At 33.3% G+C, this 15,185-nt stretch carries 23 protein-coding genes and 1 pseudogene; 3 read left to right on the top strand and 21 right to left on the bottom strand.

The genetic code is table 11. The annotated features are described in order from the left end of the window. Nucleotides 1-135: 135 nt before the first annotated feature. The 3 genes from BQ6100_RS01980 to BQ6100_RS01970 form a co-directional block, all read right to left on the bottom strand. The gene (locus BQ6100_RS01980; RefSeq protein ID WP_075980155.1) at nucleotides 136-780 is read right to left on the bottom strand and encodes a hypothetical protein; all 645 of its coding nucleotides are present in this window, start codon (nucleotides 778-780) and stop codon (nucleotides 136-138) included. Nucleotides 781-943: 163 nt separating this feature from the next. After that, nucleotides 944-1,177, bottom strand: a complete 234-nt coding sequence (locus BQ6100_RS01975; RefSeq protein ID WP_075980154.1) for a YczI family protein — start codon at nucleotides 1,175-1,177, stop codon at nucleotides 944-946. Nucleotides 1,178-1,254: 77 nt separating this feature from the next. After that, nucleotides 1,255-1,728 (bottom strand): hypothetical protein, encoded by a 474-nt coding sequence (locus BQ6100_RS01970; protein ID WP_075980153.1) that lies wholly within the window; start codon nucleotides 1,726-1,728, stop codon nucleotides 1,255-1,257. A 281-nt stretch (nucleotides 1,729-2,009) separates the two neighbouring features. Here BQ6100_RS01970 and BQ6100_RS01965 point away from each other — a divergent pair, with 281 nt between their 5' ends. Beyond that, nucleotides 2,010-2,270 carry a hypothetical protein gene (locus tag BQ6100_RS01965; protein WP_075980152.1) on the top strand — a complete coding sequence of 87 codons (261 nt, stop codon included), beginning with the start codon at nucleotides 2,010-2,012 and terminating at the stop codon, nucleotides 2,268-2,270. A 64-nt stretch (nucleotides 2,271-2,334) separates the two neighbouring features. Here BQ6100_RS01965 and BQ6100_RS01960 read toward each other — a convergent pair whose 3' ends face one another. From BQ6100_RS01960 to BQ6100_RS01900, 15 genes are all read right to left on the bottom strand, one after another. Continuing rightward, nucleotides 2,335-2,766: a DUF4279 domain-containing protein gene (locus BQ6100_RS01960; RefSeq protein ID WP_075980151.1), complete on the bottom strand. Its 432-nt coding sequence runs from the start codon at nucleotides 2,764-2,766 to the stop codon at nucleotides 2,335-2,337. A gap of 18 nt (nucleotides 2,767-2,784) precedes the next feature. Beyond that, complete coding sequence (locus BQ6100_RS21800; RefSeq protein WP_084780184.1) at nucleotides 2,785-3,006, bottom strand: DUF5071 domain-containing protein; 222 nt, start codon at nucleotides 3,004-3,006, stop codon at nucleotides 2,785-2,787. Further along, nucleotides 2,979-3,161, bottom strand: a complete 183-nt coding sequence (locus tag BQ6100_RS21795) for a DUF5071 domain-containing protein (protein WP_084780182.1) — start codon at nucleotides 3,159-3,161, stop codon at nucleotides 2,979-2,981. The genes BQ6100_RS21800 and BQ6100_RS21795 overlap by 28 nt, the downstream gene beginning before the upstream one ends. A 51-nt stretch (nucleotides 3,162-3,212) precedes the next feature. Continuing rightward, on the bottom strand, nucleotides 3,213-3,380 hold the full coding sequence (locus BQ6100_RS21405) for a hypothetical protein (RefSeq protein WP_173719803.1): 168 nt from the start codon (nucleotides 3,378-3,380) through the stop codon (nucleotides 3,213-3,215). Nucleotides 3,381-3,407: 27 nt separating this feature from the next. After that, nucleotides 3,408-4,013, bottom strand: coding sequence for a hypothetical protein (locus BQ6100_RS01950; protein WP_075980150.1), 606 nt, complete (start codon nucleotides 4,011-4,013; stop codon nucleotides 3,408-3,410). A 45-nt stretch (nucleotides 4,014-4,058) separates the two neighbouring features. Continuing rightward, the gene (locus BQ6100_RS01945) at nucleotides 4,059-4,412 is read right to left on the bottom strand and encodes a peptidylprolyl isomerase (protein WP_159433120.1); all 354 of its coding nucleotides are present in this window, start codon (nucleotides 4,410-4,412) and stop codon (nucleotides 4,059-4,061) included. Between the two features lie 146 nt (nucleotides 4,413-4,558). Continuing rightward, a complete protein-coding gene (locus BQ6100_RS01940; protein WP_159433119.1) occupies nucleotides 4,559-5,278 on the bottom strand; it encodes a hypothetical protein in 720 nt (239 codons plus the stop codon). Between the two features lie 83 nt (nucleotides 5,279-5,361). Then, on the bottom strand, nucleotides 5,362-5,793 hold the full coding sequence (locus tag BQ6100_RS01935; RefSeq protein ID WP_235816466.1) for a hypothetical protein: 432 nt from the start codon (nucleotides 5,791-5,793) through the stop codon (nucleotides 5,362-5,364). A gap of 103 nt (nucleotides 5,794-5,896) precedes the next feature. Beyond that, entirely contained in the window at nucleotides 5,897-6,550 is a 654-nt protein-coding gene (locus tag BQ6100_RS01930; protein ID WP_075980146.1) for a hypothetical protein, read from the bottom strand. Between the two features lie 36 nt (nucleotides 6,551-6,586). Then, entirely contained in the window at nucleotides 6,587-7,066 is a 480-nt protein-coding gene (locus BQ6100_RS01925) for a hypothetical protein (protein WP_075980145.1), read from the bottom strand. A gap of 12 nt (nucleotides 7,067-7,078) precedes the next feature. After that, entirely contained in the window at nucleotides 7,079-8,146 is a 1,068-nt protein-coding gene (locus tag BQ6100_RS01920) for a DUF1835 domain-containing protein (RefSeq protein WP_084780178.1), read from the bottom strand. A 55-nt stretch (nucleotides 8,147-8,201) separates the two neighbouring features. Beyond that, on the bottom strand, nucleotides 8,202-8,375 hold the full coding sequence (locus BQ6100_RS01915) for a Fe3+ hydroxamate ABC transporter substrate-binding protein (RefSeq protein ID WP_075980144.1): 174 nt from the start codon (nucleotides 8,373-8,375) through the stop codon (nucleotides 8,202-8,204). 119 nt (nucleotides 8,376-8,494) lie between these two features. Then, entirely contained in the window at nucleotides 8,495-8,878 is a 384-nt protein-coding gene (locus BQ6100_RS01910; protein ID WP_075980143.1) for a hypothetical protein, read from the bottom strand. Between the two features lie 165 nt (nucleotides 8,879-9,043). Next, nucleotides 9,044-10,465, bottom strand: coding sequence for a DUF4179 domain-containing protein (locus BQ6100_RS01905; protein ID WP_084780176.1), 1,422 nt, complete (start codon nucleotides 10,463-10,465; stop codon nucleotides 9,044-9,046). Further along, on the bottom strand, nucleotides 10,449-10,976 hold the full coding sequence (locus BQ6100_RS01900) for an RNA polymerase sigma factor (RefSeq protein WP_075980142.1): 528 nt from the start codon (nucleotides 10,974-10,976) through the stop codon (nucleotides 10,449-10,451). Before BQ6100_RS01900 ends, BQ6100_RS01905 begins: the two co-directional genes overlap by 17 nt. A 230-nt stretch (nucleotides 10,977-11,206) precedes the next feature. Here BQ6100_RS01900 and BQ6100_RS01895 point away from each other — a divergent pair, with 230 nt between their 5' ends. Continuing rightward, a complete protein-coding gene (locus BQ6100_RS01895; RefSeq protein WP_075980141.1) occupies nucleotides 11,207-11,773 on the top strand; it encodes a sigma-70 family RNA polymerase sigma factor in 567 nt (188 codons plus the stop codon). Further along, on the top strand, nucleotides 11,770-12,921 hold the full coding sequence (locus tag BQ6100_RS01890; protein ID WP_075980140.1) for a DUF4179 domain-containing protein: 1,152 nt from the start codon (nucleotides 11,770-11,772) through the stop codon (nucleotides 12,919-12,921). Before BQ6100_RS01895 ends, BQ6100_RS01890 begins: the two co-directional genes overlap by 4 nt. Before the next feature lie 359 nt (nucleotides 12,922-13,280). Here the strand turns inward: BQ6100_RS01890 and BQ6100_RS01885 are convergent. The 3 genes and pseudogenes from BQ6100_RS01885 to BQ6100_RS01875 form a co-directional block, all read right to left on the bottom strand. Further along, nucleotides 13,281-13,496 (bottom strand): annotated as a pseudogene (locus BQ6100_RS01885) (transposase); the annotation flags it as partial. Between the two features lie 33 nt (nucleotides 13,497-13,529). Continuing rightward, complete coding sequence (locus tag BQ6100_RS01880) at nucleotides 13,530-13,985, bottom strand: hypothetical protein (RefSeq protein ID WP_075980139.1); 456 nt, start codon at nucleotides 13,983-13,985, stop codon at nucleotides 13,530-13,532. A 176-nt stretch (nucleotides 13,986-14,161) separates the two neighbouring features. Beyond that, nucleotides 14,162-14,806, bottom strand: coding sequence for a hypothetical protein (locus tag BQ6100_RS01875; protein ID WP_075980138.1), 645 nt, complete (start codon nucleotides 14,804-14,806; stop codon nucleotides 14,162-14,164). Nucleotides 14,807-15,185 lie beyond the last annotated feature (379 nt).

The following is a 15,185-nucleotide window of genomic DNA, read 5'->3' as shown; positions in this document are numbered from 1 at the left end:
TTTAACAATAATTTTCTCCACCAGTCAATTTTTAAATAATTCCCAAACTTCTACACTTACTCTTGTACCAGAAACGATTCGTTACTTTAAATATATCCTTTTACAATCTCTGTAAGAAGAATGTATATACAGTGGCTACAACATCCCCCAAAATAAATTGATTTGAGCAGTAAGGAAGTAGAGAAGCAATCCTATAATAATTACTTTGGTTATTTGTTTTGAAGATTGATATAAAACCAAAATCATGGCTATCCAGAGTAAAAACTCAAGATTATATCTAATATCAAAATACCAAAACCCAAATGCAAAAGACTGTCTTGAAATAAACATGAAAATAATTGATGAAATAGTAATAGCAATTATACCTTTCCCTTTTCCGTACCAACATACAAAAGCCAAAAGTGGTGAAATAGAAGTCATAACCATCCAAATTATCATATAAGATTTAGGGAAAAAACCAGCTACCAGAACTGTGTATAGATAATAACTTCCCACCATTCCTACAAAAAACAAAAAAACATTTATGGCAGACCTAATAGGTGATTTGCTATGCACAGATATTACAACCGAAAGAAAAATCCAAATTCCCATACGTGATAAAAAGTTCCTTAAATCTAATATTTCAAGGAAAAGGGGTAATAAATTACTTGAAGTTGTATCGAGCACCTTAGAAATTACGCCTAAAATAATCCCTGCGATAAATATTAAAGTTGAATATAAAAATTTCTTTGACAGCGATATTTTTATTGGACTACGAATCTTATTTAAAAAATTTATCATTTATTCCCCCCAACATAAATAATCTTTATTTCATTTTTTCTACTGGGCATTAATCCTCAATTTTATATCAGTGGATGAATACCTATTGTAATTTCTTATTGGATAAACCTACCCTACTCATTTAATAAGAAAATGCGATTACTTTATTTTGCAATCGCACCCGTCAACTTAATAAGAACCCTTCAATTGATACATATAACGAAAATAAGAATACAACAATTAGAAACCACCCCGTTACTTTACGTTCTTTTTTAAATTCTTCTAACCCCATAACCAGCATAGTTAAACCTAAGAAGAAAATCATAATATCCCCAAACTTAAAATCTCTCGTAATTACTCCATAAGAAGCAAATAAAAGAGTTATTACTGATAACACATAACGAAGAACTTTTAGCATAAAATCATTCCCTTTCTAATTTTACAAACTTGCTTTGTTACTAACGCACCCCCGATAGTTGAATATGTATCCGCCACTTAATTATTCGATAAAATCACAACATCATCACTTCTTATTACTTCAAATATCAAGTTATCCTTAATACTAAGAACTGAAGAAGAAGTCGCACCTTTTTCATTTTGGCTGGTAAAATATATCCCGTATCCAATATTTTGTGGATATCCATACAAATAACATACAACTTTTTCATCCTTCAAAAAAACAATTTGGTTCATTCCTTCACTTACTGTTTCACTGATATTATCCCATTTATAGCCAACTGTTTCATATATCGTATCTTTTGTTGTATATGGGTCAAAGGAATAAGCTACATCCCATTCAAATGGGGTTATATCGGATAAATTTATTGTTTCAACAGATTGTTCAATAGACAACACTTCTTCTTGCAATAAATCTGCATTAACATCCCATAAGTCCTTCTTTAATAGATTTACTAAAACAAATATAAACACAATAACAACCGCCACTATTGCTAATGTTTTTTTATTCATATCAACTTTCCCCCTCACGTCTTAAACTCTACTATCCGTTAGTTGAAGAAAAAACATAGCTTACATATGCAATATCTATCATAAAGAAAATCTCATTTCTCTTCCTTTCAATAAGAATCTTTAGGATATCTGCTATATAATAAAAGAAAACCATTTACAAGAGGTAATTAACTTGAACCTCCTTACAGTGTTTCCTGCCATCAGGCTCTGCCTGTAATGGTCCAATTTTTCTTTGGGGGACCTTTACAGGCTAAGCCATTTCCCAAGGAGTGTGATGGCAATTGAAACCGTATCAAAAAAATCGAAGTCGTGCCTATTATCGTCACCATCGAAACAGAGTCATTCAACGTAAAACAAAGATTGCAGAACAAACTGGATGGCAATCTCGCTTTACTGGATATTTTGCAAAAGGAAAGGTTCATTGTTCCTGCTGGATGTGTTCTCAAAAGACACATAGGAATGGATTCCCCCATTCACAAATCATTCAATTAGAACGCTTAAACAGTCAATTATATGATTACTTTAGCGAAGGGGAATTTTAATCGTTTAATGAGCAGGGTGATAGTTCTTCCCTGCTCTTTCATTATTTGTAGTCTTACGTCTCCATCAGCTATAAACATAAAGGTCAAAATCCGCCTCCGCCCCTATAGAATCAGCAAAATGAATAAATCTTCTATCTAAGTACATGGCTGGTTTTTCATTATTTTCAATCTGAATCACTATGACAAACCTATAAGCTAAATCATATTTCCTCTTTAATCTATTTAACTCTTCTGCCTTATCCTCCAATTGACTCAAAACGGAATTCAACTGTTCATTAATGTCCAGAGATTCTTCGTAATCCGTTCCTAATTCCCAACTGGTATGTAATCTGTAATGTGTTCCTTTAGATGTCACATTAGGATTAGATGGTCTCTTTACCGCCTCGCCTTTTCTATATGCTCTTGTAGGCTTGATTCCTAACTCATTTGTAAAATCCTCAATAGAAAAATCATCTGCCTTCACTGAAAAATAAACCTTTACATTCGTTTTCTCCATTCATAAGCTCCCTAAAATTCATTCAATCATCTGTAAAATCTCCAGTGCAATTTCATCAAGTTCTTCTAACTTTTCTCCTGCTGTTGGACTTTCAATCAGCCTAATTAAATCACCTTTAAATGACTTCCTTAATTCATTTGGTAATCTTTTGACCAAAATTTCCAAGCACCAATACTTCCAAACGTCATCATTTGTTGCTAAAACATCTTTAATCAGTGGAACAATTTCATTCGGAAGCATTCGTAGTAGCCCTCCCACTCCTCCGCTATCGGCCAATTCATATCGTGAACCCACCCCATTAAAGACCAAAGTTCTGTTTGTTCAACTTTCTTTAATTTAGACACTTTTTCAAAGTCATGCTTATTCCTTGGAGAGTATTCATCGCAAATATTCATTGTTTACCTCATTAATAATGATGACTCTAAATGGTCAATTTTAGGAAATCATCAATGTAACTTATCCTGATTAACTTTTAATATCTCCTTCAATGTTGAATGAATATTAGTAAGTGCGATTAAAATTGCCCCTAACATCACGAATGTTACAATTTCCCTTGTAAAAAAGGAAATAATGCCAAGAACAAAAAAATATAAGGTGTATAATCCATTTTTCATTTTCCTTCACCTTTCCATTTCCTCAAATTAATCCAAATGTACCTCTACCTCAAGACCTGTTGGTTTGTCTTTAAATGGCGTATGGTATTCTTTAAATAACATATCAATCCCTGCAATACTGTCAGGCAATGGTGGTGAAACAATAAAATTATAGGTAATATGTCCCTCAGAACCCCCACCACCAGTCATTCTACAGTCATATTCTTCGTTTTTAAACAATTCCCAAAACGCATGGTGATGGAGTCTATCATCTGCTGTATCATTCGTGGCATCCCAATCAATATTAAAGTTTACAACACTGGCATTCGCAAACTGCCTGACAAAAACGACAGAAAATAAATAACCATCATTCTCAACGGATTTTAAAATCGGGATATGCCTTTGAAATTCTTGTGGCTCTACCATCGGTTTAAACATCTCTTCATTCTTCAATTCCCCAAAAATACTCCATAAAAGTTCTTCGTACAGCTCGTATTTTTCTGCCCAATTGGTTATATACTCAAGTGGAGGAAAACCTGGATTATTATTTGAAATTTCCTTACGCTGTTTTATCAAGGCACAAATTTGTTCATCAATAACTGTAATTCGCTCGTCATAATGCTCGGTTGGTCTTTCAAATGGCATCTTTCTCATTAACCCCACTCCAATATTCTTAATATAGAAAGTACAGGAAAGACATTATAAACTTGAAACATTATCAATCGCTGTCGATTTCCCATTAATCAACACATCAATCACTTCATGTTCTGGGTCTAATGTTAATTTATAAACATGTTGTTCCGTTACATCGTCTTGTTTATTCGTTTCATCTAACTTTACTTTTAATTTATCGCCTTGTGTCTCAAGGTCAGTGGCAACCGTTCCCTTTGATTGATAAATAATATAAGCAATATCTTCTCCCTCATAAATTAGTTGTAGCTTATAGTTTGAATCAATTTTATCTTGTACATTATTTGGAACAATATCAAGTTCACTCATACTTAAAGTTGATGTATTACAGGCTACTAAAATAGCTGTTGTCACCATTAACAAAAGTAATATTTTTCTCAATGAATTGTCTCCTTCCTATAAATATCCCTTTATCTACTATTCAACTGAACTATTTATCTTAGAAAAAAAGCGTTCCTGCTCCATTACAGAAACGCATCTAATGGTTTAATGACCTTTGCTTTTTACAATCAACTAATGCCACCATTTTCATTACAATTAAACTCCACGTCTATCAAATGAGAAGAAGAAATACCGCTGTCAGAATATTTACCACCCACAGTAACCCTATATGAACGACCGTCATTTATTATTGAATAATCATATCCTGTTTGTTCCCAGCTTCCATCCCCCTCTACTTGAGAGGATATAGAGTTCATGCCTGAGAACAGTTGCCTACCATCAGGTGTATTTGAATTTAACTGTGTCTCAAAAGAACCTGAAAAACTAATCGTTCTTACACTTGACCCTATCTGAAATTCTGCTTTCTTTGGTACTAAATCAGGGGCATAAATATCAGTGTTCTTTGACACGATAATCTTAGCATTAGCCCTGTCTTTTGCCATCTTTTCAAAATCCTTTACTTCAATCCAATATTCATCAGTAAACTCGTCAATAGACTCAATTTCCAAGTTTGCGTCATACTCTGAATTTACTTTCTCAACAACAGTAACATACTCCTTGTAATAGCTTTCTTTTTGCTCCTGAGTTAAATCTAAGGGAGTTACTGACATCTCTTCTCCTTTAACAGTATCAGATACAGCCTCACCCTCTACTACTTGTCCGTTAGCTAAATCCTTCTTTATTTCTTCTCTTACTTGTCTTTCCGTTTCGTCATTTACATTACACCCTGCTAACACGACAGTTCCAAGCAAAATTCCTGCATATAAATATTTCTTCAACATTCTCACTCCGTATAAAAGATTGTTAAGTTATTACTGCTGTTAGTTTATATTACTAAGATTATTACATCCTTTCTGATTGAACAGAGATATCAAGTTTCATCTTCTTGCAGTTCTTGTTCTATATCAAAATTCATTTTCCCATCACGAAACGTGGCAAAAGGGTCATCTTCTTCGATAATCCATGCTTTTCCTTCCCAAATATCTACTGTTTCTGACCGTTTAAAACTTTCTCCATTTTGCTCAACATTAAGTGAAATTTCGAGGAAAAATGTATGCCCATCTTCATATCTAATGTTTTTAATTTCGTAATCCTTGATTTTATAATTTTGTTCCTTTAAATAATCGACCTTCTGCAAATAAAACTTTCTCGCCTCTTCCCTGCTCAATATCGTGCCATCAGTAGGATGTCTATCTTCTGTATAATCATATAAATACAGTTGTTTAAATGCTTCTTCATAATCTTCATCTATAAGAGCATTATAATATTTTTTAGCAACACTTTTTGCCTTTTGTTCCTCCATAAAATTACATCCAATTAACATAAGGCTAAGTGTAAAAAACAATATAATTAAAATAGACTTCTTCATGTCTCACCCCAACCGATATAACGCCTTAAACACTGACCTATAAAGTTCGTGTTTTCTTCCCCTCAATTAATTTAAAATGAATACCATTCGATGTTCCTCCGTCAATGTGTTTAGGAACATCTGATAAGTCAAGTAATTCTTTCAAATGGATAGACTTTTTACGGTTTGCTTCTATCGTAATATTGTATGGACCAGCTAAATTCATAAGTGACTCCATTCGTACTCCATCTTCCATGAAAAAGGAATCCAAAAATTCCAATTCAAATGATACGTCTTTACCGCTTCGATTATGTAACACAAAATTACATTCCCCATTCAATAAGTCTTCGCTTACATTCTCAAAATTGCAATTGCCCTTACCATCGTATGAGATAGCTTTAATGCCACTTGCTAATGTTTCCTGATACATTGTAATTAGAAAATTGGGTAAAACTGCATATATAATTGTAACTATAAAAATTGACCGAAGACGGTATTTCTTCATGCCATAGAAAAGCAAAATCATGGCGATTATAAACAAAATAGACCCAATTATACCAAGAGGAATAAATCCATCTTGATTGCGGATTGGAAATGACATGAATGCGGAACGTGCTTCCAACATGACATTATTAGGAAACGGGAAATATAAATACATACATATACTTAAAATAACAACTGAACTAATAAGTGCCACTTTACTTCTTATCATCATATTCCTCCTCTATTTAATTTCGTTTACAAACATTCATCTCACTTCCAAAACAAAGGCATAGAAAGCATCGCCATTTGATACATTAGCTTCTTTTTTGTCCATCCACCACACACCGTATGAATAATAATAGACTCCTTTTTCCATAGGTGCGGTAAAATGATTATCTTCCATCACTATCTCGGTTTCATTGTTCTCATTTATTTGTATAACATGAAATTCATTGGGTTTTGGTTCATAATCCATCTCAAACGTTATTTCTTCACCAGCTTTTACTTGGATAGGATTCTCGTTCTTTAACAGTTCGACTGGTCCAGCAGTATCGACACAGGTACTTTTGTTTCGCAATGTCCAACAGTACGAACCAAGTTTTGTTAAAAAGGTTTCCTCGCCAATCTTAATCATGGCTATGGGTGGTTTGCTTCCAGTCATCTCATTAGTTGAACTCTCACTTTTTGAACACCCAACAATCGTTATCACTATCAAAACGATAAAAGACAACAACCATTTATTCATTTGAATGCCTCCTTAGACCTTTGTCAACCTCACACTGTAATATCTCATAGCCTTCAAATTACCTTCCATCTCAAAAACACCCTTTTCTATCAACTTTCTTAGCCGATACTCGAAGAATTCATCCCCCATATATTGGTCTAAATGCCCTATTACTTCTCCTATTAATCTTGCGGATTTCATAAAAGGTTCAGGTTCTTGCTCACGTTCTCGCTCAATTTGAAGTTTTTTCGCCATATTTATCATATATTGGTCGTAATAATCCTCTTTGACATTATTAATCTTTCCATTTCTCCAGATACGCAACGTTTCCTTCGTATCAGCAAGAGCCATCCACTCTTCTTCAAGTTCCTTTCTTTCGTTTTCTGATAAAGATTTTGAATGGTCTTTCTCATATATAACTTGTAGTTTTTCTGGTGAGATTTCTCCTGTTGATAAGGGACTATATAGAATATCTGGTCGATTAAACTGTTCAGCATATGCCTTGGTTGTATTAATCACTTGGATTTCACTCGTTTTGTTCCGCAATAAATATAGAACAAATCTCAACCCTGTCTGCTCATGAGAATTATCAGCCACCCATATCGTAATTGGCACGTTCTCTGGGATAGAATGTATTTGATTGACGGTATTATAAAGCCCCTGTTGGTAATCTTGAAAATCACCATCTTCGTCATTCACAACTTTTTTCATCCATTGAAATCTTGCTTCTTCTCCATTACTTTCATGTAATCGCTCAATGGGACCAATCGAAAAGATATCCCAAAAGGAAATCACCTTTTCCACTGGATATACTCCCAATTCCTTTAAAGCCACTTTTAATGTTCCTGCACCAGAATCCCCAAACAGAATATGCACCTTTTGAAAATTTTCTTCTTCCTTCGCCTTCGACCGTTCTTTCGATAATTTAAATACCGTTTCGTATATATTTCCCAAGTCATTTATAAAATCTATCTCTGAATAATCCGTTTCTTTTACAAGATTCATCCGTAATAAAATATGAAACAGCAGTGACTTTACTTCATTTTCAGGCAGTTCATCAATGGATTTTTTCAGTTCCCCAATTTCCTGAATATTACTCATAATTATCCCCTTTATTCTTTTCAATCTATATAGCAATACGTCTACATGGGAAAAACTAATTATCCCTTTTATTAAAGCAATCCTCGCAAATTAGTTTCCCTTCATTTTGTAGATATGCTTTTATTTCCGTCATTCCTTTTCTTTCTGGGTAACGCATCTTTACAAAAACCACTTCATTTCCTTTAATCTCTTTTTCGCAAATTGAACATTTAGGCGTTATTTTGAACACAAATATTCCTCCATAATTTTCATTTGACTATTTGCATATTAATTAAAGCAAATCCGCATTAATCCTTTATCGACAAATAGCCATTTGTTTATATACGGTTGATTACTCGATAATGTTTCTTAAATTTCAATTCCTTCACTTATCGGAATCTGAAATATCACATACTTCCCTGTCCATATTTCGCTTTCAACAATTAATTCTTTACTTTGCTTTTGAAAAATGAATCCAGCACCCATTTGTTCTTTATATTTCCAACCCTTCTCTTCCATCATCTGTTTTAATTGCTCATATGCTTTTCCTTGATTCATTTTTGAAATGTACCATACGTAACCATTTTCTTCTGTCAGGTATATTATACTTTCATTCGAGTCATTTACTTTTTGAATAACCTCACGTTTGGATACTGAATCTATCGGTAAGGAAGGGTAATAGATTTTGGAGTAAAATAAAGCCCTCGATGAAATTGCAATACAAACTACAACAATGATAATCCATTTCTTCAACCGTTTGCTTCCTCCTCTCAAACAGTAATTATATAAAGTAAGAAAGACCACCCTTGTCCAGTAAGGTGGTCTTCTCGGTGAACCGCTTGAATATTCTATTCTTGTAGCTTCCATTATACCATTTTCTTTCTGGATAAGGATGTATTTGTCGAAAGACTCTTATAACTATCTCCATATATCTATAAAGTTAATTTCTAAACCATCGATATCGATTGATTCAACCTTTGAAATATCTAATGGCAAGGAAGATAAGAACTTAACTTTGACCTTTTCATTCTCACTAAAACTGAACATAGAATCAAATGTTTGAACACTACCGTCATTCATCTTAGCACTTACCACTATTTTACTCGAATTTTCAAACTCACCGTTACCATATAAAGTTACTCCTAATGGTGAAACGGTCATCCTCTTTGCTTTCCATGTACCAAAATCTTTACTAAAGGTTACACTTTTTTCTTTGCCAACAGACTGTATTTTAAATGTGGTATTCCAGTTACCTACTGTGTGATTACCATTAGAAACGAAATCACCCAATAATCTTAGCTCACTTAAGTTGTTATTTGCGTCAAAGATATATTCCCTATATTCGTTTCCATAATCAATATTACCTGATTTATCAATTCCAAAAGAAATATTAGAAGCGTGAATTTTATCTCCCGAAGAATTAACAAAATAAAAATTCCCATGACTATCAATATCATCCCCTGTCCACTTCGTTAGAATGTGAAGACGATTATCAATAAAACCCATATTAGAGATATACATAAAATCTATCTCTGGAAGGTAAAGTTTGTTTCCACCTGGCTTTAATACCTGAATTGTTCCTTGTTCTTTTAATTCGTTAAAAGACTTTCCACCGCCACCAGAAATGTTATTTAAATCTAATGATATGGTTTGAGGCGTGTTGTTTTTTACTTCCAACAGATTCGTATTGACCTTGACTGCTTCATATATTTGTTTATGACTTAGGAAAGAATTGATATGAAACTTAATTTTTTTATTATTAAAGCTCTCGCCTCCGTTGGCTTGAATTCGTAACGTAGCGGTTTTAGAAGTTTCATCGTAATCAACTATTTGGCTATTAAACATATGTCCTTCAGTCAATGAGTAATCATAAATATCAAGCGTTTCATCTATTCTATTGCCTGTTAAATCTTGCATAGTAACATAAATAACAGCCATTTCATCATCATTCATCGCCCCAATTACATTCATTTTAATGCCTTTATCCTCACTACTAACGTCTATAGACTGAAGAAGCAACGCAATTTTGGGACTAACAATTGATAATAAATGATTAATACCTGGAATGGTGGCCGCCCCTACTCCAACAGAAAACATCAGAAATAAAGATGCTACCAATGGAATCACTACTGTCTTTTTCATTTTTCTTCTTGAGCGTTCCGACTTCGCCCACTTTACATTAAGTTTTCCCTTATCTTGAAATCCTTGTGATTCTATTTTTTCAATATCAGTGAAGATTCGCTTTTTCAATTCATGTTTTTGATTTTTCCTCCACATAAAATCAGAATTCAATTTCTCTAAGGAACGCTCAAAATCAGTATCCTCAAATTGTCCTTTCATTCAAGTAACCCTCCTTTTTTAATTGTTTTTTCAGCACTGGGATAGCTCTAAAGAGTGTCGATTTGACTTTACTCTCTGACCAACCTAAGATGTTTGCTGTATCCTCAATAGAAAAGCCCTTTATTTTCCTTAGAATAATCACCTTTCTATATGTATCTTTGATTTTCCCTAACGCTTTATAAAGTTCATATGATTCCTCTTTAATTTGAATAATTTCTTCAGGTAATGGTCTATTATCTTTTTGCAAATGAAATATTTCCTTCATGAACGTGGTAGGTTTACGCTTCCTTAAAAAGTCAACCGTAAGATTATGCCCAATACTAAATAGCCATGTCTTTTCACTGGAATAGTGTTTAAAAGAATCATAATATAGATAGGCTTTAACAAAGGTATCGTGAGTTAAATCTTCTGCTTGTTGATAATCCTTAACCATTAATAAAATAAAACTTAAAACGGATTTACTATGTTCGTCATACCAATTTGCAATTTCTTCCTTTCTATCCCCTAACAATTAACCGCCCTCCTTTCTTGAATGTTCAATACTTAGACGTAATAACAAAATAAAAGTTGTGATATATTTAAAAATTTTACCACGCAAAAAATTGCCGAAAGATTTCTTTATTTCTTGCTATGATAGACTAATAAAATTTAAGAAATTTATATAAATTGCGAGAAAAAGTCTTTTTCAATTCGTTGTATAAGGTGTAAAGGCCTTTACAAAAAAATAAGGAGAATTGCTACATGACGTCAAATGAAACCAACTTTATACAGCGATTAAAGCGACAAGAAGAAGACGCATTGGAATTTATAGTGGATAAATATTTGCCATTAATCAAGGGGATTACTCATAAAGTCCTCAATCCCCTTGAAAACAAAGGTGTCATAGAAGAATGTATCAACGATATTTTTCTTTCCATCTGGAATAATGCGGACAAGTTTCATGGAGGTTCAAATGATTTCAAGAAATGGATTTGTGCAATTGCTAAGTTTAAATCTATTGATTATTACAGAAAGGTGACTAAGAAAATAGAAATCACCTCCAATGATATGGATTTGAATGTAGAAAAATCAGCAGAAGATGAACTCATAATGCAAGAAGATAGAGCCGAACTAATCAAATTAATTAATCATTTAGAACCAATTGAACGAGATATCTTTATCATGAGATTCTTCTTAGGATTAAATACTGAGGAAATTTCATTAAAACTTGGTTTGACCAAAGCCTCGATAGATAATCGGATATATAGAGGAAAAAAGAGGCTGAATAAAAAAGCTACCAACCTTAAGTTAAAGGAGAATGGCATATGAAGGACATTTATGAATTACTAAACGATATCGACATAGACGAAGATGAATTTGAAGAGATGGAAGTTAGTGAACTCGAAAAAGCTAAAGTAAAGAATACACTGAAAAATTCAATTAATAAAAAGAGAAAAAGGAAGAGTTGGAAAAAGAATGTTGCAGTAGCATCCATTTTAGTCGGCTTATCAGCTACAACATTGGGATTAACATTTCCAGCTTACGCTAAAAACATCCCTGTGATTGAAGATATTTTTCGATTTTTCGATAACGGAAGGGCTGATACCTCAATCCAAGGTCACACTTCTAAAGATAAAGAAAAGGAAAAAGGATTGTATTATAACTATAAGCAATTCTCGAACGAAATCAATCTTACGAAAGAGAGTAACGGAATCAAAATCACAGTAAATGATGCAGTTTTTGATGGAAAGACAGTATCTATAACATATTCAATTGAAAGTGAACAAGATTTAGGTGAACACGCAGGAACTTCTTTGCCAAAAATAGAAGGGATGAATGCACTGGGAGGAACGGATAGAACTACAAAAATAGATACAAATAAATATGTAGGCATACTAACGGTTAGTAATTTGGAGGATAAAACATTAGATGTTGCTAACATCAAATGGAATATTGACAGCATTCAGAACCCCGATAATCAGACGGAGATAAAAGGAGCTTGGAATTTTGATTTTAGTCTAAATGCTGTTGATAGCACAATGCAATTAAGTGACAGCAGTTCAGAACAAAATGGTGTGAAAGTAAGCATAGAAAAAATATCTGTCACCCCTATGTCCTTTATTGTTTATTATGACCAAATAGTTTCTGAGAAAGTACGAAATAAATGGGATGGAGTCGATGTTGAATTAGAAGTTAAAGACGATTTAGGTAATGTTTACTCAGGACAAGATAATGGTGGAAAAGGTACAGATTCTTATAATATAGGTAGGAGTAAAACATTTGAAAAGGTTGACCAGAATGCAACAAAACTTATCATGACTCCTCATATCACCTTACGAGATTACAATTCTGATAATTATGGTTCTGTAGAAATATCAAAAGACGGAGAAAAAAGGGAAATCACACTACCTGAGAAGTCAGGTAAAGGAAAAGAAGAATTTGTATTAGAAGATATCGTTATTGAATTAAAGAAATAACATAGTGGGCTCAAAGGACTGACCATTTTAAACATAACAGGTTCTCTTTTGAGGTGCAAAACACAAAAAATCATATTAATTAACAAAATAAAAGGCAGGGGAGGGTCTGCGTAAAATTTTGTGTAGGTAATATCCGACAATCTTCGCAAGGCAAGAAATAATAGGTATAGAAAAAACATCATTTGTCAAAAATATAATTGGCTTTTACCATAAAACAGGATAGGGCAATGCAGAAGTGCAACCCGAGCGGTTTTATGGTTTTTCCCTAAAACGGACGGATCTTTTCTGTCCGTTTTTTTAGTCCGTTTTAGGGAAAACAAAAGCGCTAAACTTCAGGGGTTTGGGGACAGAGTCCCCAATTAGGATGTTTGATTCAAAATCTCAAGCTGACTCAAGATCATGTCCCAATTCCGATAACGCATGGTCCATTTTTTCGTAATGTTTTGAGAGGCCAAGAAAAGCATTTTTCTTAGGCTATCATCATTAGGGAAAATGGACTTCGTTTTGGTTACTTTTCTAAATTGGCGATGCAGCCCTTCAATAATATTCGTCGTATATATTATTTTCCTNCAGGGGAATTCGTATATGAATTCACCCGCCATTCTCTTTTACTGAATAATGACATTCCCAACATACTGAGCATTTCCACTATCCGCATCAATGTCAACTACAAGCACATACTCGCTCTTTTCTTTTGGTAGGTTGAAGGATTGGTCATTTTTTTGATATTCCAAATCAATCTTGTTTTCTTTTTGCCAAACTGAAACGCTTATTCCGTTTGGGTTGAAATCTCCATCTTCCAGGGTAATTTCAACTCGCTGTCCAGAATTAAAGTACATTTTGTTTTGTTTTTTTGCTAATGATTGAATATCCTTCGTTTCCTTGTTATATTTTTTATCATAACTCCAATCTATGTTTGCTTCTGCTAATTCTTCCTGTTCGTTAATACCATTTGGAGTAAACAACGAAATAGTAGGTGGAGAAAAATCATAACTCTCCCCAAAACATCCTGTTAAAGATAAAACGAAAATCAATCCAACAAGCAGTTTCCAAAATTTGTTCATATAAGTTTCTCCCCCATACATTTTTCAATAATGCTTAATAAAGCAGACCATTTGCTGTATTTTTCTTTCATTCGTCTCCCTCCATACCCCAACGTTTCAACAAACTTGCTTTGTTAGTAAAAAAGCGACTGCCCTTTTTGAACAATCGCATCCTGTTAATAGGTGAAGATATCTAATTAAAACTCTTTACTCCATTCATCATCTAAAATAACACCATTTTCAGCGATAAATTCCATAACAACTGAACCATGTTGTAATTTATCTTCGCTTTTTAAATTATATATGAACTCACTAACGATTTTTTCATCTTTTTCGCTTCTTTTTCGAGGCACAGTAATACGGATGGTTGGTGAAATATCAAATTCTTTATAACTTCTGGGGTTAAGAGGGTCAATGCCCAATTCTTGACCAATATTTTCATCGAGAAAGAAAACGAAGAAATCAGTTGTTTCTCCAAAATTCTCTTTAATAAAAGGTCGCATTGCAGTTTCTAAATCATCCTCCCATTTATCAGCAATGTAAGTGTCAGCCATTTGGTTTGTTTCATCATCATGGTAAACTAAAAATTGTGTATTAGTTTTTTTATCTCTTACTTTGGCCGCATATTCAAACTCAAAGTTTCCCATATTATCATACAGAGTGTCATATATCTCGAAGTTATCATTAAATTTCTCTTCTAAATATTGCTCTGCTTGATTCTTTATCTTGTCCTCTTCGTCTTTATCAGGCTTCATTTCTAATATAAAGGTAACTACAAGTAGTCCAATTCCTAATATGATGACTCCTAAAACGCTAAGTGTGATTTTTAGAAATTTATTCAAAAACAGCTCCTCCCCATTAATAACTTACCATAAAAAAACAGAATGCCAATTATAGTAACCTTTTACGTTACCTCAATAAGATAAAACAAACCCCTATATAAGAGCCAACGGAAAAATTGAGAAAAAGGCTACTGGAAAAATAATAAAAAACCAATTGAATCCCTGTAAAATCCTTATCAAATAACTTGTATTTTTTTCTTTATATTCCCTAATGTATAAAAGAGAACCTAAAGCTATTATTGGTGCTAATAAAGCGAACGCCCCATAATTGGGCGGTGGGAGAATGTTCATCAAATCTACAAGCATATAAGAAATCAAAACAATATTAATCAAGAATAATATCAATGGAATCCATAATTCGAATTCTTTCGACTGATTA

The organism is Bacillus massilinigeriensis, assembly GCF_900117315.1.
GTDB classification, from domain to species: Bacteria; Bacillota; Bacilli; order Bacillales; family Cytobacillaceae; genus Bacillus_BE; species Bacillus_BE massilionigeriensis.
The sequence above is the reverse complement of the archived record's forward strand: the minus strand, read 5'-3'. Positions and strand labels throughout refer to the sequence as shown.